This is a genomic window from Octadecabacter ascidiaceicola, assembly GCF_900185015.1.
Taxonomy (GTDB): domain Bacteria; phylum Pseudomonadota; class Alphaproteobacteria; order Rhodobacterales; family Rhodobacteraceae; genus Octadecabacter; species Octadecabacter ascidiaceicola.
The window spans coordinates 82,915-102,313 of sequence record NZ_FXYD01000005.1 but is presented as its reverse complement, the minus strand read 5'-3'; the positions used below and the strand labels follow the sequence as shown (position 1 = coordinate 102,313).

General features: G+C 55.2%; 17 protein-coding genes. 15 read left to right on the top strand and 2 right to left on the bottom strand.

What is annotated here, in order from left to right:
• Positions 1-67: 67 nt before the first annotated feature.
• The 8 genes from xsc to OCA8868_RS14595 all read left to right on the top strand — a co-directional run bounded on the left by xsc (position 68) and on the right by OCA8868_RS14595 (position 9,797).
• Entirely contained in the window at positions 68-1,849 is a 1,782-nt protein-coding gene (gene xsc / locus OCA8868_RS14630) for a sulfoacetaldehyde acetyltransferase (RefSeq protein WP_093997330.1), read from the top strand.
• Between the two features lie 73 nt (positions 1,850-1,922).
• On the top strand, positions 1,923-2,849 hold the full coding sequence (locus tag OCA8868_RS14625; protein ID WP_093997329.1) for a phosphate acyltransferase: 927 nt from the start codon (positions 1,923-1,925) through the stop codon (positions 2,847-2,849).
• A complete protein-coding gene (locus OCA8868_RS14620; protein ID WP_093997328.1) occupies positions 2,846-3,907 on the top strand; it encodes an acetate/propionate family kinase in 1,062 nt (353 codons plus the stop codon). The genes OCA8868_RS14625 and OCA8868_RS14620 overlap by 4 nt, the downstream gene beginning before the upstream one ends.
• Entirely contained in the window at positions 3,907-4,668 is a 762-nt protein-coding gene (locus OCA8868_RS14615; protein ID WP_093997327.1) for a sulfite exporter TauE/SafE family protein, read from the top strand. The genes OCA8868_RS14620 and OCA8868_RS14615 overlap by 1 nt, the downstream gene beginning before the upstream one ends.
• 18 nt (positions 4,669-4,686) lie before the next feature.
• On the top strand, positions 4,687-7,515 hold the full coding sequence (locus OCA8868_RS14610) for a molybdopterin oxidoreductase family protein (RefSeq protein WP_093997326.1): 2,829 nt from the start codon (positions 4,687-4,689) through the stop codon (positions 7,513-7,515).
• The gene (locus OCA8868_RS14605; RefSeq protein ID WP_093997325.1) at positions 7,512-8,015 is read left to right on the top strand and encodes a hypothetical protein; all 504 of its coding nucleotides are present in this window, start codon (positions 7,512-7,514) and stop codon (positions 8,013-8,015) included. Before OCA8868_RS14610 ends, OCA8868_RS14605 begins: the two co-directional genes overlap by 4 nt.
• Positions 8,016-8,148: 133 nt before the next feature.
• Complete coding sequence (locus tag OCA8868_RS14600; protein WP_093997324.1) at positions 8,149-8,928, top strand: 4Fe-4S dicluster domain-containing protein; 780 nt, start codon at positions 8,149-8,151, stop codon at positions 8,926-8,928.
• The gene (locus OCA8868_RS14595; RefSeq protein ID WP_093997323.1) at positions 8,928-9,797 is read left to right on the top strand and encodes a dimethyl sulfoxide reductase anchor subunit family protein; all 870 of its coding nucleotides are present in this window, start codon (positions 8,928-8,930) and stop codon (positions 9,795-9,797) included. Before OCA8868_RS14600 ends, OCA8868_RS14595 begins: the two co-directional genes overlap by 1 nt.
• Positions 9,798-9,854: 57 nt before the next feature.
• Here the strand turns inward: OCA8868_RS14595 and OCA8868_RS14590 are convergent, their stop codons facing one another.
• Entirely contained in the window at positions 9,855-10,916 is a 1,062-nt protein-coding gene (locus OCA8868_RS14590; protein ID WP_093997322.1) for an ABC transporter ATP-binding protein, read from the bottom strand.
• Between the two features lie 15 nt (positions 10,917-10,931).
• The gene (locus tag OCA8868_RS14585) at positions 10,932-11,717 is read right to left on the bottom strand and encodes an IclR family transcriptional regulator (protein WP_093997321.1); all 786 of its coding nucleotides are present in this window, start codon (positions 11,715-11,717) and stop codon (positions 10,932-10,934) included.
• A gap of 139 nt (positions 11,718-11,856) precedes the next feature.
• Here OCA8868_RS14585 and OCA8868_RS14580 point away from each other — a divergent pair, with 139 nt between their 5' ends.
• From OCA8868_RS14580 to OCA8868_RS14550, 7 genes are all read left to right on the top strand, one after another.
• Positions 11,857-13,107, top strand: a complete 1,251-nt coding sequence (locus OCA8868_RS14580; protein ID WP_179214868.1) for an ABC transporter substrate-binding protein — start codon at positions 11,857-11,859, stop codon at positions 13,105-13,107.
• 117 nt (positions 13,108-13,224) lie between these two features.
• A complete protein-coding gene (locus OCA8868_RS14575) occupies positions 13,225-14,136 on the top strand; it encodes a carbohydrate ABC transporter permease (protein ID WP_093997320.1) in 912 nt (303 codons plus the stop codon).
• Complete coding sequence (locus OCA8868_RS14570; protein WP_093997319.1) at positions 14,136-14,984, top strand: carbohydrate ABC transporter permease; 849 nt, start codon at positions 14,136-14,138, stop codon at positions 14,982-14,984. Before OCA8868_RS14575 ends, OCA8868_RS14570 begins: the two co-directional genes overlap by 1 nt.
• A complete protein-coding gene (locus tag OCA8868_RS14565; RefSeq protein ID WP_093997318.1) occupies positions 14,984-17,062 on the top strand; it encodes an alpha-galactosidase in 2,079 nt (692 codons plus the stop codon). The genes OCA8868_RS14570 and OCA8868_RS14565 overlap by 1 nt, the downstream gene beginning before the upstream one ends.
• Positions 17,059-17,964, top strand: coding sequence for a 2-dehydro-3-deoxygalactonokinase (locus tag OCA8868_RS14560; RefSeq protein WP_093997317.1), 906 nt, complete (start codon positions 17,059-17,061; stop codon positions 17,962-17,964). The genes OCA8868_RS14565 and OCA8868_RS14560 overlap by 4 nt, the downstream gene beginning before the upstream one ends.
• A complete protein-coding gene (locus tag OCA8868_RS14555; RefSeq protein ID WP_093997316.1) occupies positions 17,965-18,567 on the top strand; it encodes a 2-dehydro-3-deoxy-6-phosphogalactonate aldolase in 603 nt (200 codons plus the stop codon).
• Complete coding sequence (locus OCA8868_RS14550) at positions 18,564-19,388, top strand: SMP-30/gluconolactonase/LRE family protein (protein ID WP_093997315.1); 825 nt, start codon at positions 18,564-18,566, stop codon at positions 19,386-19,388. The genes OCA8868_RS14555 and OCA8868_RS14550 overlap by 4 nt, the downstream gene beginning before the upstream one ends.
• Positions 19,389-19,399: the final 11 nt, after the last annotated feature.

Below are 19,399 nucleotides of genomic sequence, written 5' to 3'. Positions count from 1 at the left end.
TGGACCTAACTCGCCTGCCGCGTAAGCCATAAGTTGCGCACAAACTTGCTCCAAAGGGGATTCCCAAATGAAAATGACGACCGAAGAAGCCTTCGTAAAAACACTCCAGATGCACGGCATCGACAATGCATTCGGTATTATCGGCTCTGCCATGATGCCAATCTCTGACATTTTCCCTGATGCGGGTATCCAATTCTGGGACTGCGCGCACGAAACATCTGGCGGCATGATGGCGGACGGATACACCCGTGCGACTGGTAAGATGTCCATGATGATCGCGCAGAACGGTCCCGGCATTACGAACTTTGTAACGGCTGTTAAGACCGCCTACTGGAACCACACTCCGGTTCTGTTGGTCACGCCGCAAGCTGCAAACAAGACAATCGGCCAAGGTGGTTTTCAGGAAATGGAACAGATGAACCTGTTCGCTGACTGCGTCGCCTACCAAGAAGAAGTACGCGACCCTTCACGTATCGCCGAAACGCTGAACCGCGTGATCATGCAGGCGAAACGCGCCTCTGCTCCGGCACAGATCAACGTGCCACGTGATTTCTGGACGCAAGTCATCGACATCGACCTCCCCGTCATCGTCGATTTCGAACTGCCACAGGGTGGTGAGCAAGCTGTTCAAGACGCAGCTGACCTGCTGTCTTCCGCAAAGTTCCCCGTCATCCTGAACGGTGCAGGCACGATCCTGTCCAAGGGCGGCATCGAAGCATCTCGCGTGTTGGCTGAAACACTCGACGCGCCGGTTTGCGTTGGCTACCAGCACAACGACGCTTTCCCGGGCAACCACCCACTTTATGCTGGGCCATTGGGCTACAACGGCTCCAAGGCTGGTATGGAATTGATCAAGCAAGCGGACGTCGTGCTTTGCCTTGGCACACGCCTCAACCCGTTCTCCACTTTGCCGGGTTACGGCATGGAGTACTGGCCAACAGACGCAAAGATCATCCAAGTTGACATCAACCCTGACCGTATCGGCCTGACCAAGAAGGTCACTGTTGGTATCGTTGGTGACGCGGCCAAGGTTGCATCAGGCATCACATCCAAACTGTCCGACGGTGCAGGCGACACAAACCGCGCAGAGCGTAAGTCCACAATCGCGCAGACTAAATCTTCATGGGCGCAAGAACTGACATCCATGAACGAAGAGCAGGACGATCCGGGCACAACTTGGAACCAACGTGCACGTGCTGACAAGCCAGACTGGATGTCCCCGCGTATGGCATGGCGCGCAATCCAGCAGGCGCTTCCGGTTGAGGCAATCATCTCATCCGATATCGGTAACAACTGTGCCATCGGCAACGCCTACCCGTCTTTCAACGACAGCCGCAAATATCTGGCCCCCGGCCTGTTCGGCCCGTGTGGTTACGGTCTGCCATCCATCGTCGGAGCGAAAATCGGCCAGCGTGACACGCCTGTTGTCGGTTTTGCAGGTGACGGTGCGTTCGGTATTTCCGTCAACGAACTTACGGCGATTGGCCGTGGCGAATGGCCTGCGATCACACAGATCGTGTTCCGTAACTACCAGTGGGGCGCTGAAAAGCGGAACTCTACCCTGTGGTTTGACGACAACTTCGTCGGCACAGAATTGGACGAAGGCGTTTCCTACGCTGGCATCGCCAATGCATGTGGCCTGAAGGGCGTTATCGCACGCACACAGGAAGAACTGACTGCTGCACTGGATCAAGCGATCAAGGACCAGATGGAAAACGGAATCACAACGTTGATCGAAGCCATGATCAACCAGGAACTCGGTGAACCATTCCGCCGCGACGCTATGAAGAAGCCGGTAGAAGTTGCTGGCATTTCCAAGGACGACATGCGCGAACAGCCAATGGCGTAATCACCCTTGCAAGCCATGACCGAGGCGGGGGAAACTCCGCCTCGGTTCTCTAATTTTGAAAGGCCTCGTACTCATGTCATCATTCCTATCTGACGCCGTGGCCGACGCCCCTGCCCACATCATTCAGCAAGCCCAAAACGCGCCCAGCCCGCGCGTCGCAATCGCCCGCGCTGGCGCACCATTGCCGATGCTTGCCGCGATGGAAGCGACACAAGCCAACATGATGGTGCCGCTGTTCACAGGCGAGCGCGCCGATATCGAGGCAGAAGCTGACAAACTGGGCTGGGACATTTCCGGATTTGAGATCATCGACACAAACGGCGAAGCTGAAGCGGGTGCTGCTGCCGCCCTTGCCTGTGGTGAAGGACGCGCCGATGTTTTGATGAAGGGACAACTGCACACCGACGCATTTATGCGCGCTGCCGTGTCACGTGATGCAGGCTTGCGTACCGGCAAGCGGTTTGTGCATATCTTCCATATCACCACGCCCGATGGCAGCCGCTCAATCACAATCTCGGATGCGGCTGTAAACGTGAACCCAGACATTCGAACCCGTCAAGATGCGACCTCTGAGGTCGTGAGCTTGCTGCACAAGATTGGAAACCCACGCCCGAAGGTCGCGTTTTTATCTGCGACAGAATCCCCGATTGAAAGCGTGCCATCATCTATGGAAGGTCGCGAATTGCGGGACTGGGCGATTGAAAACATCAAAGACGCCGACTTTTCCGGCCCCTTGGCATTTGACCTCATCATGTCGCCCAAAGCTGTGAGCGCCAAGAAGCTGACGGATGACCCAGTTGCAGGGCAAGCGGATGCGATCATCGTGCCGGATATCGTTTCGGGCAACGCGCTGTTCAAATCGTTTGTTTACCTTACAGGCGGCTGCGCTGGCGGCATCGTCATGGGTGCAAAGGTGCCGATTTTGCTGACATCAAGGGCTGACCCCGCAGCCGCGCGCCTGAGTTCAATCGCCCTTGGCGCAATTGTAGCTGCCTCATGATTTTAGTCGTCAACGCAGGATCCAGCTCCATCAAGGTGGCATTGTTTAAGTCCGACCTGACCGAAGTGTTGAAGGGACAAGTCAGCGGCATTGGTGGCTCACTGGCGCATATCGAGCTTGGGGCGGATGACAAAAACATTACCGCACCCGATCACGACGTAGCATTAAAAGCGATCCTTGCCAGCCTTGACGCTCAAGGCATCAAAACCAAAGACCTGACCGCCGCTGCCCACCGTGTTGTGCATGGCGGCACGTCCTTGGTGCAACCATGTCGCGTGACCGATGACGTAATTGCGGGCATTGAGGCGGCGACCCCGCTGGCGCCGCTACACAATCCAAACAACCTTGCGGGCATTCGTGCGTTGCAAACTTTGGCACCGGACCTGCCGCAATACGCGAGCTTCGGAACAGCATTTCACGCGACAAATCCCGATGTTGCCACCGCCTACGCAATCCCCAAAAAAGACCGTGACATGGGCATTCGCCGATACGGGTTCCATGGGCTGTCATACGCTTGGATCGTTACGCAGTTCGAAGACAAACTACCTAACCGCCTTCTCGCGTTTCACCTCGGTTCTGGCGCGTCCCTTTGTGCGATCCATCATGGCAAGTCCGTTGCCACTTCGATGGGGTATTCTCCGCTGGACGGGCTGACAATGGGCACACGATCCGGCGCGATCGATGGCATGGCCGTACTGCGCATGGCGGAAATCCATGGCGCAGACGAGGCGTCTCGCCGTTTGAACAAGGATTCTGGCTTAAAGGGGTTGGGAGGCGCCAATGACATGCGCTTACTGTTGGCCGCTGACACCGAACAAGCCAAGTTCGCAGTTGATCACTTTTGCTACTGGGCCGCACGCCATGCAGGGTCTGCGATTGTGGCGATGGGTGGCGTTGATGCCGTCGCGTTTACTGGCGGAATCGGTGAAAACTCCGCTGAAATTCGCGACCGTATTATGACCCACCTGAAATTTCTTGGTGATGTGCCATTGCATGTCATCAAGGCCGACGAAGAACGTCAAATCGCGGTGGACGCCGCCACACTGGGCGCTTCATAATGGACTGGCTGCTTGAAACGACCAACCTGACGCAGGGCGAATTTTTGATCTTATTGGGATTAACAATGTTTGCCGGTGTCGTACGTGGGTTTTCAGGCTTCGCACTCTCTGCGATGGTTATGGCAACTGCCGTGGTCATTCTTCCCCCAGTCGAGTTGATCCCGATGTTGTGGTGGTTAGAAATGTCCGCGTCGTTGTTGATGTTGAAGAACGGCTGGGCAGAAGCAGATCGCCCCATGGCCTATGGGCTCGTGATTGGTGCTTTGGTCGGGTGGCCCATTGGTCTTTGGCTAACATTGTCGCTACCCGTTGAGATATCTAAGGCCCTCGCACTGAGTGTGATTGTTGTCCTAGCAATAAGCCAACTGGCGAAACTAAAGCTGCCGTTTTTGGCAAGCAAAGCCGGCCTCTACGGAACTGGCACTTTGGCGGGAATCGCTTCTGGCGTGGCGCATGTCGGCGGTATGGTGGTCGCATTTTACGTTTTGGCTGCGGACAAACCCGCGCATGTTATGCGGGCGTCACTTGTGCTGTACCTGTTCCTCGGCTCCGCAACTTCCATGCTTGTGCTTTTACTATTCGGTGTGATGGACTTTTCCGGAATATCGCGTGGACTTGTATTTGCCGTACCGACGATGATCGGCGTCCTTATGGGCCAACTGCTCTTTACCGAACGCCTGTCTGCCTATTACCGTCCTGTTTGTCTCATCTTGCTCATCGGCCTCGCGTTGCTGGGCCTAATTCGAACCCAATTCGCCTGACCTTGAAAGATACTTGATATGCCCAAAGATCAACCGATCCTCGACACGTCACCAAAGGTCTCAGACGAGGTCAGAAAAACGACATGCTACATGTGCGCCTGCCGCTGCGGGATTAACGTTCACATGAAGGACGGCAAAGTCGCCTATATTGAGGGCAACAAAGACCATCCGGTGAACCAAGGCGTGCTTTGTGCCAAAGGCTCTGCGGGGATCATGCAGGTCAACGCGCCATCACGACTGAAATCCCCTTTGAAACGTGTCGGCCCGCGCGGGTCGGGCGAGTTCGAGGAGATTTCGTGGGAAGAGGCGCTGACAATCGCAACCGATTGGCTGGCACCTGTGCGCGAAGACGATCCGTCCAAGCTCGCGTTTTTTACAGGGCGCGATCAGTCGCAATCCTTTACGTCGCTCTGGGCGCAAGGCTTTGGCACGCCGAACTACGCCGCACATGGCGGTTTCTGTTCGGTGAACATGGCGGCAGCTGGCATCTACACGATGGGCGGCGCTTTCTGGGAATTTGGCCAGCCCGACTGGGACCACACCAAGATGTTCGTGCTGTTCGGTGTCGCCGAAGACCACGACAGTAACCCGATCAAAATGGGTATCGGCAAGATCAAAAAACGTGGCGCGCGCATGGTTGGCGTGAACCCGATCCGTACAGGGTACAACGCTGTGGCCGATGACTGGTTCGGCATCACACCCGGTACAGACGGCCTGCTGATCATGGCGCTGATCCATGAGCTATTTAAGGCTGGCAAACTCGACCTCGACTACCTCGCGCGGTTCACCAACGCGTCTTGCATTGTCAACGAGGACCCAAGCAGCGACGAAAGGGGTCTGCTGTTGCGCGATGATGATGGTCAACCCCAAGTCATTGACCGCAATACGGGCAACCTTGCGCCATGGAATGGTAAAGGCGTTGAGCCTGATCTTGGCACAGCGTACCGCCATGCGGGTGTCAGCCATCGCCCCGTCTTCCACTTGATGGCGGATCGTTTCCTAGACCCGAAATACGCACCAGATGAGGTCGCAGAGGCCACAGGTATTTCCGCAGATCGTATCAAGCAACTGGCGGCAGACATGGCCCATGTCGCGTTTGACGAAGCGATTGAACTGGACCGCCCATGGACAGATTTCCGCGGCAAAAAACACGCCAAGATGATTGGTCGCCCTGTGTCCATGCACTCGATGCGCGGGATTTCGGCGCATTCCAACGGATTCCAAACCTGCCGTGCTCTGCACACGCTGCAAATCATCCTTGGCGCGGTGGAAACCCCCGGCGGTATGCGTTTCAAACCGCCCTACCCCAAACCTGCAACCGCGCACCCAAAGCCGCACGGCAAAGTTACACCCGGAGCAGCCCTAAACGGCCCGCACTTAGGCTACCCGCACGGCCCCGAAGACCTGATGCTAAAGGACGATGGCAGCGCCATTCGGATCGACAAAGCCTTCACATGGGAGAACCCGCTGTCTGCCCATGGCATGATGCACATGGTGATTTCCAACGCCCATGCGGGCGACCCGTACAAGATCGACACGCTGTTTATGTACATGGCGAACATGTCGTGGAACTCGTCGATGAACTCGACGGGTGTAATGGAGATGCTGACCGACACGGATGAGGACGGCGAATACGTCATTCCGCGCATCATCTACTCTGACGCGTACTCCTCGGAAATGGTGGCCTTCGCCGATCTGATCTTACCGGACACCACATACCTTGAACGTCACGATTGCATCTCTCTTCTGGATCGCCCGATCTGCGAAGCCGATGCCGTTGCTGATGCGATCCGTTGGCCTGTTTTGGAGCCGGACCGCGACGTGCGTGGCTTCCAATCTGTGCTTTGTGAACTTGGCGCACGCCTAAACTTGCCCGGTTTTGTGAACGAAGACGGTAGCCAAAAGTACGAAGACTACGCCGACTACATCACAAACCACATTCGCCGCCCGGGTATTGGCCCGCTTGCAGGCTGGCGCATGGGTGAAAACGGAACACAAGACGGGCGCGGTGAGCCCAACGAAGGCCAGCTCGACAGCTACATCAATAACGGTGGCTTCTGGCATGCCGAGGTGCCGAAAGAAGCCGCATATTACAAACCGTTCAACATGGGCTATCAAGATTGGGCCGTGGAAATGGGTTTCTTTGACAGCGTCCAGCCCTACATTTTCACTCCTTACGTCGAGCCCCTGCGCCGCATGCAACTTGCCGCCGAAGGACATGGACGGGTGCAACCGCCTGACCATCTACGCGAGCAAGTCAAAGACACGATGGACCCGCTGCCGATTTGGTATGCCCCCCTGTCTGATGACCGGATCGACACTGACGAATTCAACGTCCACGCGCTGACGCAACGCCCGATGGCGATGTATCACTCATGGGGATCGCAAAACGCTTGGCTGCGCCAGCTTCATGGCCGCAACCCGCTTTATGTACCGACCAAGATTTGGGAACAGCACGGGTTCGAAGAAGGTAGCTGGGCCAAGGTCACATCGCCATCCGGCGTCATCACCGTCCCAGTCATGCACATGGCCGCATTGAACGAAAACACCGTATGGACATGGAACGCGATCGGCAAACGCAAAGGTGCATGGGCGCTTGATGAAAAGGCACCCGAAGCGACCGAAGGGTTCCTGCTAAACCACCTGATCCACGAGTTGTTGCCAGAACAGGCCGACGGAATGCGCTGGTCCAACTCGGATCCAATCACAGGACAAGCCGCATGGTTTGATCTGCGCGTAAAAATAGAAAAGGTTGCAGCACCTGCCGAAGCGCAACCGGTCACTCCGCCGCAAAATGCCCCTGTCCCGAAGGGCCCTTCTCGTTTGGCGTGGAAGGTCGGCAAATGATCCGGTCATTTGCAGTACTTCTCTTTTTGGCAGGTCCTCTGGCGGCTGACGAACCACCGGTGCAGGAAATTATTTCCAACGCCGTGACCATTGCGTCAGATCGCAACGCCCATCTGCAAGACATTGTGGCGTTCAAGGGGATCGCGACGTCCCAAATGCAACCAAACGGCACAACACCAATCACCTTCCACGACGGCTCCACTCAAAACGTGCGACTGGATTTTATAGGTGCCTACAATAATGGCACCTGCGATTGGGCGCTCCAAATTCCCGGCACCACTCAATTCAGCTTTACCAAGAGCCTGATAACACAGGCCCGCCTGACAGAAGAAGGCTGGCCAGACGAAATGATCGACACAACTGACACCTTCTCGGCAGCCGAGTGCATGGCACGCTCCGCCCTCGTCTTATTGGATAATCCCTGCATGGCCTTGTTACCAATCCAGGAAGACGAAGCCATTTTCCACTTCGCCGTCGGCCTTCCGGAATTGTGCCAATGACCCGCACCCTCCTCCTCATCTTCGCCTTTCTCACCCTGATGATTGGCACTTTCATTTGGTTTGTCATCACATGGGACGCCAGCAAAGAAGATCCCGTCAATTCGATCCGACCCACTCAAACAGGGGCCCTCACATGACCACACTTCCCACTTCCACGGCCAAGAAGCTCGGCCTCGTGATCGACCTTGATACCTGCGTCGGCTGCCACGCTTGTGTCATTTCATGCAAAGGCTGGAACACGGAAAACTACGGCGCGCCATTGTCGGACCAAGACCCTTATGGCGAAAACCCGACGGGTACTTTCCTCAATCGTGTGCATTCCTACGAAATCCAACCCAAGGAAGCGCCCGCGCAGCTGATCCACTTCCCGAAATCATGTTTGCACTGCGAGGATGCGCCTTGTGTGACCGTCTGCCCGACTGGCGCGAGCTACAAACGCGTTGAAGACGGGATTGTTCTGGTTAACGAGCAAGACTGTATCGGTTGTGGTCTTTGCGCTTGGGCATGTCCTTATGGTGCACGCGAGATGGACCAAGAAGAGAAGGTCATGAAAAAATGTACCCTCTGCGTGGACCGTATCTACAACACGAACCTGCCCGAAGAAGACCGTGAGCCAGCCTGTGTGCGCACCTGCCCCGCTGGTGCGCGTCACTTTGGGGATTTCGCGGATCCCGAAAGTAACGTGTCAATTCTGACGGCTGAACGCGGCGGTATGGATTTGATGCCTGAGATGGGCACCAAGCCCGTCAACAAGTACCTCCCACCACGCCCTAAGGACCGTGACCGCTCTGAAGATGTCGACATTCTTGCACCATTCCTTGAACCTGTTGCGACTGAGGCCACAGGATTCCTTGGATGGCTCGACAAAGCGCTCGAATCTATGCCCGGTTCCTCAAAAGGGGGTAAGAACTAATGCATCCCGCACCATCAGTTATTCTATTTTCCACACTCTCTGGCCTTGGCTTTGGGCTATTGGCATTCCTTGGCTTTGGTATGCCGTCCCCAACTGGGTTCATGGCATTTATCTGGTTTGCAATCGCATACCTTTTGGCCGTGGGAGGTCTTATTGCGTCTACATTCCACCTTGGGCACCCAGAACGCGCGCTTAAGGCGTTCAAGCAATGGCGGTCAAGTTGGCTATCGCGCGAAGGCATTTGCGCGGTCGCAGCATTGCTGGTGATGGCGCTCTATGGATTTGGGGCAGTCTTCCTTGGGGCGAACTGGACGCTGATCGGTGTCGTTGGCGCAGTACTTTCAATCGGAACCGTTTTCACCACTTCAATGATTTATACCCAGATCAAAACCGTACCCCGCTGGCATAATTGGACAACGCCAGTGATGTTCCTCAGCATTTGTATCGGGGGCGGTGCCCTACTTTCTGGCCAAGTCAGCCTAGCGACTCCGTTGTTGATCTTAGCCGGCGTTGCCCAGATTGCGCATTGGATATTCGGTGACAAAGCACTGGTGAATTCAGGCACTACACTGGCGACAGCAACGGGCCTTGGCGCACGTGGTGACGTGCGAGCATTCGAGCCTCCACACACGGGCACCAACTATCTACTGAAAGAGTTCGTTTACGTGATCGCGCGCAAACACGCGCTAAAGCTGCGGATTATCGCGATTGTTTTGATGGTGGTATTGCCGGTTCTATTGCTTATCACGCACTCACACATCCTTGCGGCGTTTGCAGTTCTCAGCCACCTTGTTGGCGTCTTCGCCGCACGTTGGTTGTTCTTTGCAGAGGCCGAACATGTTGTTGGGCTGTACTACGGCAAACGTTAACCGCACAAAGTCTCTAGAAGACTTTGTGAACAGACTTTCAAAGAAAGTCTGTTTCGCTCAAGTGCGGATGCGTTCCTCAGTCTCGGCATCAAACAGATAAACGCGCTCGTCTTCGAACTTCAAACCTACACGTTGCCCTTCACTCACACGATCATCACCTCGTTCTTCAACAACGATACGTTCGCCGTTGTCGGGCACCAGATAGGCATAACTAACACCACCAAGGCTTTCGGTAAGGTCGACACGCAGGGAGTCGCCCTTGGGATCAACGACCAGATGTTCGGGACGCAGGCCAACACTCACCGCTTTACCCTTGTAGGCTGCTGCAATTTTTATCGGGACCGATGTCTTGAGCGCAGTAATTTCAATCGCGCCGTCCCCGATAATGCCATCCATAAAATTCATCGCAGGTGAACCGATAAAGCCCGCCACGAATTTGTTGTCAGGATCACGGTAAAGGTCCATCGGTGCACCAACCTGTTCAATCACGCCCAAGCGCAGCACAACGATCTTGTCCGCAAGCGTCATCGCTTCGACCTGATCGTGCGTCACGTAGATCATCGTCGCGCCGATTTCTTTATGCAGACGCGCAATTTCTACCCGCATTTCGACGCGCAGTTCAGCGTCAAGGTTGGACAGAGGTTCATCAAACAGGAACACTTCGGGGCCACGCACAATCGCGCGGCCAATGGAAACGCGCTGACGCTGACCGCCGGACAGAGCCGCAGGTTTGCGATCAAGGTAATCTTCGAGCTTCAGGATACGCGTTGCTTCCGCAACCTTTTCCTCAATTTCCTTTTTCGGATGACGGTTCATTTTTAAACCGAATCCCATATTTTCTTTTACGGTCATATGCGGGTAAAGCGCGTAAGTCTGGAACACCATCGCAACACCGCGCTCGGATGGGTCCATGGTTGTGACGTCCCGATCGCCGATATTCATGGTGCCGGCAGTGGTTTCTTCAAGGCCGGCAACCATCCGCAAAAGCGTGGATTTACCGCAACCAGATGGCCCGACGAAAACGCAAAATTCGCCGTCTTTGATTTCAAGGTCGATCCCGTGGATCACCTGTACGTCGCCGTACTTTTTGATCACGTTATTGAGCGTAACACCGGACATATTGGTGGACCTTCCTTAGGAATTGGCGGCCGTCGCAGGAAATTGCCAAGCACTGGCTTCTTTCGCGATCGCGGCGGCTGCTGTTTGGATGCGTGGAACGAGGCCTTCCAGCCCCGCAAGGTTTGTACGGGTCGTGGTGCTGGTGACAGAAAGAGCCCCCAAAACGCGATTGGTTTCAGAGAGGATCGGCAACGCGACGCAAATGATTCCAGGCTCGTGCTCTTCTCGGTCAAATCCGTAACCGTTTGCACGTATGTCACCCAACTCTTCGCGCAGACTATCAGGTGACGTGTGCGTGGAATCGGTGAAACGGTGGTAGCTTTGCTGACCCAGCACATCGGCAAGTTCATTTTCGGGCAGATACGCCAACATCGCTTTGCCGACACCTGTGCAATAGGCTGGGCCGACTTTTCCTGCTTGGCTATACATCTGCACAGGGTCTGCGGCGTTACGTTTATCGACATAGATAACCTGTGCGTTGTCCAGCTGGGCAAGGTGCACTGTTTCCCCGACTTCTGCACTCAGCAGGTCAATTTCCTCACGGGCAATTGGTGCGAGCGAGGCCTGTTGCCATGCCGCATGGGCGAGGCGCACCAAGCGGACGCCGGGCGCGTAGGTTCCACGATCCGGATCGTAAGCAAGCATGCTCTGACTCGTCAGCGTTTGCACGAATCGGTAGAGGGTCGCTTTGGGAAATGGCGATGCATCGATCAGCTCGGAAAATCGAACTGGGCGGCCATAAGACGCCACCTGATCCAATACTTCCAATGCTTTACCAACTGTTCCGTCGTTTGAAGCCACTGCTTGTTCCTCCCGCTGAACTGAAGTCGTCCAACCCCAGTGTTGACAAGCATGGGCGATTCGAGATTAGATTTCAATATTCAAAACTAAGTTTCAAATAATGAAACCTTGTTGGAATGGAAATCTAAGGGAGGAAACCATGAATTCCATGTTGAAGGCGTCCGTTGCGGCGCTTGCTTTGGGTGTTGCATCAACATCCGCGTTCGCTGACGGCCTGTCAGGCGATCTTCGTATTGTGTCCGACATGTCCAACCCTGCGCCACGCGCGGTGATGGAAGGTCTTGTCGCAGATTTCGGCGCGGCAAACCCAGACCTAAACATCGAGCTTGAGATCGTTGATCGCGAAGCTTGGAAAACACAAATCCGCAACGCGCTGACAGCTAACGCACCAGACGTTGTAAACTGGTATGCAGCCAACCGTATGGGTCCATATGTCGAAGCTGGCCTGTTTGAAGACGTGTCTGACATGTACGAAGACGGCTCTTTGCCAGGTCTTGAGGCCGTTAAGGGCGCGATGACATTGGACGGCGCCCAGTGGGGCGTGCCTTACACGTTCTACCAGTGGGGCATCTACTACCGTGAAGACATCTTCAACGAGCTGGGCCTGACCGAGCCTACGACAATGGAAGAAGAGATGGCCAATTGCCAGGTTATCCTCGCCTCTGGTCGCAAGTGCTACGCAATCGGTACAAAGTTCCTTTGGACTGCTGGCGGCTGGTTCGACTACATGAACATGCGCACAAACGGCTTCGATTTCCACATGGAACTCGCACGTGGCGAAGTGGCATGGACAGACGAACGTGTTGTACAGACAATGGCCAACTGGGCTGCTCTGATCGAAATGGGCGCATTCATCGACGACCACCAGTCTTACAGCTGGCAGGAAGCGTTGAAGTTCATGACAGACGGTGACGCAACAGCTTACCTCATCGGTAACTTCGCTGTGGCACCTATGCGTGACGCAGGTCTGGACGATAGCCAAATCGACTTCTACCAGTTCCCGTTGATCGCGGACGTTCCACAGGGCGAAGACGCCCCAACAGATACGTTCCACATCCCAGCTCAGGCGACGAACAAAGACAACGCCCGTGCATTCCTCGCTTTCGTTGCTTCTGCTGAAGTTCAGACAGCAATCAACGCTGGCGCGGCTTTGGGTCAGCTGCCTGTAAACGCGGATTCTTCTGTTGATGCGGACGAGTTCCTCGAGCAGGGCTTCGACATGCTGTCTACCAACGCACAAGGCGGCGTGGCACAGTTCTTTGACCGTGACTTCCCAGCAGAAATGGCCTCCGTGGGCATGGAAGGCTTGCAGGAGTTCATGGTGTTCCCAGAGAACGTCGATGACATCCTCGCCCGTCTCGAAGAAGCGCGTCAGCGCATCTACGAATAAGCGATTTTAATTGGGGTAGGCCTTTGGGCCTGCCCCTTCCCCACTTAACCCATTCGAAAGCCGCCCGTTCACCCTTTGGTGCGATTTTCGCATGTGTTGACCCGTCAGGAGATAATCATGTCAACCTCCACCCACCGCAGCTGGTACAAGCGCAATGAAATCGCGGTGACGCCGTGGCTGTTCCTGATCCCGGGCATCGCCATGTTCGCGCTCTACGTGATCATCCCGATTTTCCAGTCCTTCTGGATCTCGTTTCATGAATGGGACGGTTTGGGTGAAAAGACATGGGTTGGGTTGGACAACTACGAACGTCTGCTTGGCGGTGATCGCAAGTTCGAGACGTCGTTTTGGAACAACCTGAAGTGGTTGGTTTTGTATCTACTGGCGATCCCGATGGGGCTGTTCATCTCGTTGTTCCTGAACCAAAAGGTCTTTGGCATTCGGCTGTACAAATCGCTTTTCTTCTTCCCCTTTGTCATCTCGCAGGTCGTTGTGGGCCTTGTATTTTCATGGTTCTATTTGCCCGGCGATCAAGGTCTTTTGAACAACGTGGTCGGCGTATTCGGCCTTGGCCCTTACAATATCCTCGGCAGCCCAGACACCGCGACATACGGCATCATCGCCGCCGGCCTTTGGCCGCAGACGGCTTACTGCATGATCCTATATCTTACGGGCTTAAACTCAGTAGACCCTGAGCAAGTCGAGGCCGCGCGTCTGGACGGTGCTAAAGGTCATCGCATGCTTTGGCACGTGATCCTACCACAGCTGAAACCTGCGACCTTCATCGCCTTCGTTGTGACAATCATCGGTGCGCTCCGCTCGTTCGATTTCATCGCCGTAATGACCAACGGCGGCCCCTTCGGATCAACCCGCGTGCTGAGCTTTTACATGTTTGAAGAATCCCTATCCGAGTTCGGCTTCCGCATGGGCTACGGCGCAGCCATCGCAGTTGTGCTGTTTTTCATCATGCTCGGTTTCATCGGCTACTTCCTGTGGTCCATGTATCAAGACGAAAAAGGAGCGCGCTGATGTTTCCGACACCGCTCGAAAAAACTTCCCGCCAATGGCAGATCAGCTATCAAGTCCTGCTGCCAATCGTCCTGATCATTTGGTTGCTACCGCTTATCGCCGTCGCGATTTTTTCAATCAAACCCGACGCGGATTTCACCAACGGCAACTACTGGGGCATCCCCAGCTCGTTTGAGATGTTCAACAATTACGGCAAGGTTTTCTTTGAATCCGATATGCCGCGGTATTTGTGGAACTCGGTGCTGATCACCATTCCGACAGTCATTGGCGCAGTCATTTTGTCGTCGATGACGGGCTTTGCGCTGGGTGTGTACAAATTCAAAGGCAATCTGCCGATCTTTTTCATGTTCATTGCCGGCAACTTCGTTCCGTTCCAGATCCTAATGGTCCCTGTGCGTGACCTGACACTGGGCCTTGGGCTTTATGACACCAAAACAGGCCTCGTGCTGTTTCACATCGCCTTCCAAACCGGATTTTGCACGTTGTTCATGCGCAACTTTATCCGTGCGCTTCCCTTTCCCCTAATCGAGGCCGCCCGTGTCGAAGGTGTCTCAGAATGGCGCATCTTCCTGTTCGTGGTTTTACCGCTGATGAAACCCGCGCTGGCCGCCCTGTCTGTACTGATCTTCACCTTCATCTGGAATGACTACTTCTGGGCAATCGTCCTAACCCAAGGCCCAGACAGCCAGCCGGTCACTGCAGGGATCACCAGTTTTAACAGCCAGTACCGCGCGGCGTATCATTTAATGAGTGCGGGTTCGATTGTGGCGGCACTGCCCCCTGTGGCAATGTTCTTCCTAATGCAGAAACACTTTATCGCGGGTCTAACCCTTGGGGCTGTGAAGTAATGAAAACTTGGCGATTGGATGATGGCTGTCAGACGTTGGTACTGGCCGCGCGGCGCGAGCGTTTGCCCGAGGTCGTATACTGGGGCGCTGTTTTGCCTAAGGACGAGAACCTTGAAACCTTGCTCGCAGCGCACGCGATTGACGTAACCGGCGGTATGCTCGACGAGAACCCCGACCTGTCGCTGTCCCCCGAAGCATCGCGCACCTTCCCCGGCCAACCGGGACTTATTGTGCACAGTGAAAACGGCACACCCCTGCTGCCAAAATTCTGTTTCCTTTCGGCTGAAAACGGCAGCAACCTGACGCTCAAATACCGCGACGAAGATAGCGGCCTCACGCTGACGTTCGTGTTCGAAACCGAAGTACACACCAACGTCATTCGCGCGATAACCGTACTCAATTCCGACGCACCCGTTCATCTGCACTGGCTGGCAGCGCCTGTCATGCCGGCACCACAGCAATCTGAAGAAATGATCGATTTCTCAGGTCGCTGGTGCCGTGAGTTTGAGACGAACCGCACAGCTTGGTCCCCTGGCATTCGGTACCGCGAAAATCGCACCGGTCGCACAGGGCACGAGCATTTCCCAGGACTCATCGTGCCCGTTACTGGCGCCACAAATACCCAAGGTGAAGCCTACGCGTTCCACTATGGCTGGTCCGGTGGTCACCGAATGATCGCTGAAGAACTTCCGGATGGGCGCCGACAAGTTCAGTGGGGCCATGCCGCACGGATGGAAACAGAAGCGGCGACAGAATTTAGCACCGCACCGCTATTCATGACCTATTCGAATAGCGGATTGAACGGTTGCGCTGTTTCGTTCCAGCGTCACGTTCGGGACCGCGTTGTAACGTGGCCCAAACCTGACCGCCCACGCCCTGTCCATTACAATTGCTGGGAAGCTGTCTATTTTGACCACAAAATTGACGTGCTGTCCGACATTGCCGATCGCGCCGCCAAACTGGGCGCCGAACGTTTCGTGTTAGATGACGGTTGGTTTGGCAACCGTGACGACGATACACGCGCATTGTCCGACTGGGAGGTCGACGAACGTAAATACCCCGACGGCCTCGACCCATTAATCGACCACGTGCATTCCCTTGGCATGTCGTTTGGCATCTGGTTTGAGCCGGAAATGATCAACCCAGATAGCGACATTCATCGTGCCCATCCTGATTGGGCCTTGGGTAGTGAAGACCAGACATTGGGACGCCAGCAAAAGGCGCTCAATATGGCGCTACCTGAAGTGCGCAACTTCTTGTTCGATCGCATGTCAGCGATTCTGCGCGATTACGACATCGACTACATCAAATGGGACCACAACCGCGTACTGCCTATGCCGGATGCAACGCAAACGCGTGGCTCTTATGCCTTGATTGATCGATTGCGCGACGCCTTCCCGGACGTGGAAATTGAGAGCTGCGCGTCTGGCGGCGGGCGTATTGATTTTGGCATCCTGAAACGCACACAACGGGTTTGGCTGTCTGATTCAAACGACGCGCTTGAACGCCTACATATTCAGCACAACGCCGCATTGTTTCTACCACTGTCGATTACGGGATCCCATGTTGGTCCTCGTAAGTGTCATACGTCTGGGCGGACGCTCGATATTTCGTTCCGCGCTTGGGTCGCGGCACAGCGGCATATGGGGTTCGAGATGGATCCCCGCGAACTCGACGATCACGAAATCCGCGTGCTGACCGAAGTTACTAACTGGTGGAAACACAACCGTAGTTGGATGCAGAAGGCGGATATTCTTTTGCTCGATAGCTCAGACCCTGCAGTTATTGCCGAGCAACAAATACACCCGTCTGGTGAACAGTTTGTCGTGTTTGCAGGCAAAGCAGCGACCTCCGCTCAGGTTGCACCACGTCCCTTACGCCTCACGGCGTTGGATCCGGGCGCACTGTATGAGGTCACTTTGGCCAACCGTTCATCTGCATCGCGCCTGTCACGCGGCATACTTGCGCTAAAGGACGGGCCGGCCACACTTTCAGGCGCTTACCTGATGCATCACGGATTGACCTTGCCTTGGGCGTTCCCTGAAACCATGTGGGTGATCGAAGGGAAACGTCTATGACTGCTAATCAAACGCCAACATGGATCGCCGCTGATTGGGGCACATCGAACCTACGACTTTGGGCAATCAGCAATGACGGGACCGTTTTGGACATGCGGACGTCGGAGAAAGGCATGGGGCAATTAGCACCTGATGCGTTTGAACCCGTTTTGGTTGATGTTGCTGCCGATTGGCTAAAGACTGCGGACACAGTCGTTGCCTGTGGCATGGTTGGTTCACGCCAAGGATGGGTCGAAGCGCCTTACCAAACCGCTCCCTGCAGCGTTTGCCCGAACACCATGGTCAAAGCCGCCGTTCAACGCGATGGGCTTACCGTTCACGTTGTTCCCGGTATCCGCCAAACGGATCCTGCGGACGTTATGCGTGGCGAAGAAACCCAGATAGCAGGCTTCTTGTCACTGAATGACGACTGGGACGGCATAATTTGCCTTCCCGGCACCCACACCAAATGGGTGCATATGTCCGCTGGTGAGGTCGTTAGCTTTCAAACCTGTATGACCGGCGAAATGTTTTCTCTCCTTGCAGAAGAATCCGTGTTGCGTCACTCCATCGCTGAAAGCGGATGGAATGACGGCACTTTCCTTGAAGCGCTGTCTGAAACGATGTCGCGCCCTGAACGCATGGCGGGACAGCTGTTTTCGCTGCGCGCTGCGCAACTTGTCCATGACACCGATCCGCAAACACTCCGTGCACGACTTTCAGGCCTGCTGATTGGCGCAGAACTCGCGTCGACCAAACCCTATTGGCTTGGTCAGAACGTGGCGCTCATTGGGGCAGATGCTGTTTCTCAGCCCTACCTTGCAGGGCTTGCCGCCCAAGGCGTTAACGTCGCCCACGCAGATGCCACTGAAATGACGCTTGCAGGCATCAAAACCGCGCATGCCATTCTGGAGACCGAATAAATGACACGCAACATTATCGCAATTCTGCGCGGCATCACACCGCCCGAAGCGACCGCCGCCGCCGAAGCTTTGATCGGCGCTGGTATCACAACCATCGAAGTACCTTTGAACTCACCCGATCCATTCGACAGCATCAAAGCAATGGCCGATGCTTTTGGCGAACAAGCATTGATCGGCGCGGGTACGGTATTGTCAGTTGAAGATGTAAATCGCGTTGCGCAGTCGGGTGGCAAGCTCGTCGTCTCTCCGAACGTCGACCCGCGTGTGATCGTCGCAACCAAGACCGCCGGGATGCAGAGCTGGCCAGGCGTCATGACACCTACCGAATGCTTTGCGGCACTGAAAAACGGCGCGGACGGTCTAAAAATTTTTCCAGGCTCTTTGCTTGGCCCTGACGGGTTAAAAGCGATCCGTGCGGTCCTTCCTGAAAACACCTTTATCTACGCAGTTGGCGGCGCAGGCCCCGAAAACTTTGCCGATTGGTTTGCAGCGTCCGCTGATGGTTTCGGCATTGGGTCAGCGCTTTATAAACGAGGCATGTCAACGGCTGACATCTCCGCACGCGCCAAAGACCTCGTGGCCGCATACGACGACGCAAGATGATTTTCGATGAGACCCAATGCACGTTGGGTGAAGGCCCTCTTTGGCACCCAGAACGAGGTGAGCTGTTCTGGTTCGATATTCTGTCCAAACGCCTCCACATCAAAGGACGGCATTGGCAGTTTTCGCGCCATGTTTCTGCAGCGGGTTGGATCGACGATACCCGTCTGCTGCTGGCGGATAGCATTGGTCTGCACGTTTTCGATTTGGCACGGGAAACCGCCGATCAAATTTGCGAGATCGAAATCGATACACCTGCTACCCGTTCCAACGATGGGCGTGCAGACCCTTGGGGCGGCTTTTGGATCGGAACCATGGGGCTGAACGCCGAACCGAATGCTGGGGCGATCTATCGCTACTACCGCGGCGAAGTTCGCAGGCTTTTTGTAGACATCACCATTTCCAACGCGATCTGTTTTGCGCCTGATGGCACCTATGCCTGCTTCACCGACACGCCAACCAAAAAGATCATGCGACAACGCCTTTCGGAAAAAGATGGCTGGCCCACGGGTGATCCAGAAGTCTGGCTCGATTTCGGGGAAACGAATTGGGGGCCGGACGGTGCAGTTATCGACAGCACGGGCAATTTTTGGAACGCCCAATGGGGCGCTAACCATGTTGCATGCTATGCGCCGGACGGCACCATGGTGCAAACTGTCGCCTTCCCAGCCACGCAAACATCTTGCCCGGCATTTGGTGGTTCTGACCTCAAAACACTGTTCTGCACATCCGCCGCTGACGGGCTTACGGGAGCTGACGAAGGTAAAACCTTCGCAACCCCTGTCGATGCCGTTGGACAAGCTGAGCATCAAGTGATCCTTTAATCTCAACTTTG

Bases quoted from the DNA above. Each gene is read 5' to 3' on its own strand.
- xsc (WP_093997330.1), top strand. From the start codon at position 68: ATGAAAATGACGACCGAAGAAGCCTTCGTAAAAACACTCCAGATGCAC.
- OCA8868_RS14625 (WP_093997329.1), top strand. From the start codon at position 1,923: ATGTCATCATTCCTATCTGACGCCGTGGCCGACGCCCCTGCCCACATC.
- OCA8868_RS14620 (WP_093997328.1), top strand. From the start codon at position 2,846: ATGATTTTAGTCGTCAACGCAGGATCCAGCTCCATCAAGGTGGCATTG.
- OCA8868_RS14615 (WP_093997327.1), top strand. From the start codon at position 3,907: ATGGACTGGCTGCTTGAAACGACCAACCTGACGCAGGGCGAATTTTTG.
- OCA8868_RS14610 (WP_093997326.1), top strand. From the start codon at position 4,687: ATGCCCAAAGATCAACCGATCCTCGACACGTCACCAAAGGTCTCAGAC.
- OCA8868_RS14605 (WP_093997325.1), top strand. From the start codon at position 7,512: ATGATCCGGTCATTTGCAGTACTTCTCTTTTTGGCAGGTCCTCTGGCG.
- OCA8868_RS14600 (WP_093997324.1), top strand. From the start codon at position 8,149: ATGACCACACTTCCCACTTCCACGGCCAAGAAGCTCGGCCTCGTGATC.
- OCA8868_RS14595 (WP_093997323.1), top strand. From the start codon at position 8,928: ATGCATCCCGCACCATCAGTTATTCTATTTTCCACACTCTCTGGCCTT.
- OCA8868_RS14590 (WP_093997322.1), bottom strand. From the start codon at position 10,916: ATGTCCGGTGTTACGCTCAATAACGTGATCAAAAAGTACGGCGACGTA.
- OCA8868_RS14580 (WP_179214868.1), top strand. From the start codon at position 11,857: ATGAATTCCATGTTGAAGGCGTCCGTTGCGGCGCTTGCTTTGGGTGTT.
- OCA8868_RS14575 (WP_093997320.1), top strand. From the start codon at position 13,225: ATGTCAACCTCCACCCACCGCAGCTGGTACAAGCGCAATGAAATCGCG.
- OCA8868_RS14570 (WP_093997319.1), top strand. From the start codon at position 14,136: ATGTTTCCGACACCGCTCGAAAAAACTTCCCGCCAATGGCAGATCAGC.
- OCA8868_RS14565 (WP_093997318.1), top strand. From the start codon at position 14,984: ATGAAAACTTGGCGATTGGATGATGGCTGTCAGACGTTGGTACTGGCC.
- OCA8868_RS14560 (WP_093997317.1), top strand. From the start codon at position 17,059: ATGACTGCTAATCAAACGCCAACATGGATCGCCGCTGATTGGGGCACA.
- OCA8868_RS14555 (WP_093997316.1), top strand. From the start codon at position 17,965: ATGACACGCAACATTATCGCAATTCTGCGCGGCATCACACCGCCCGAA.
- OCA8868_RS14550 (WP_093997315.1), top strand. From the start codon at position 18,564: ATGATTTTCGATGAGACCCAATGCACGTTGGGTGAAGGCCCTCTTTGG.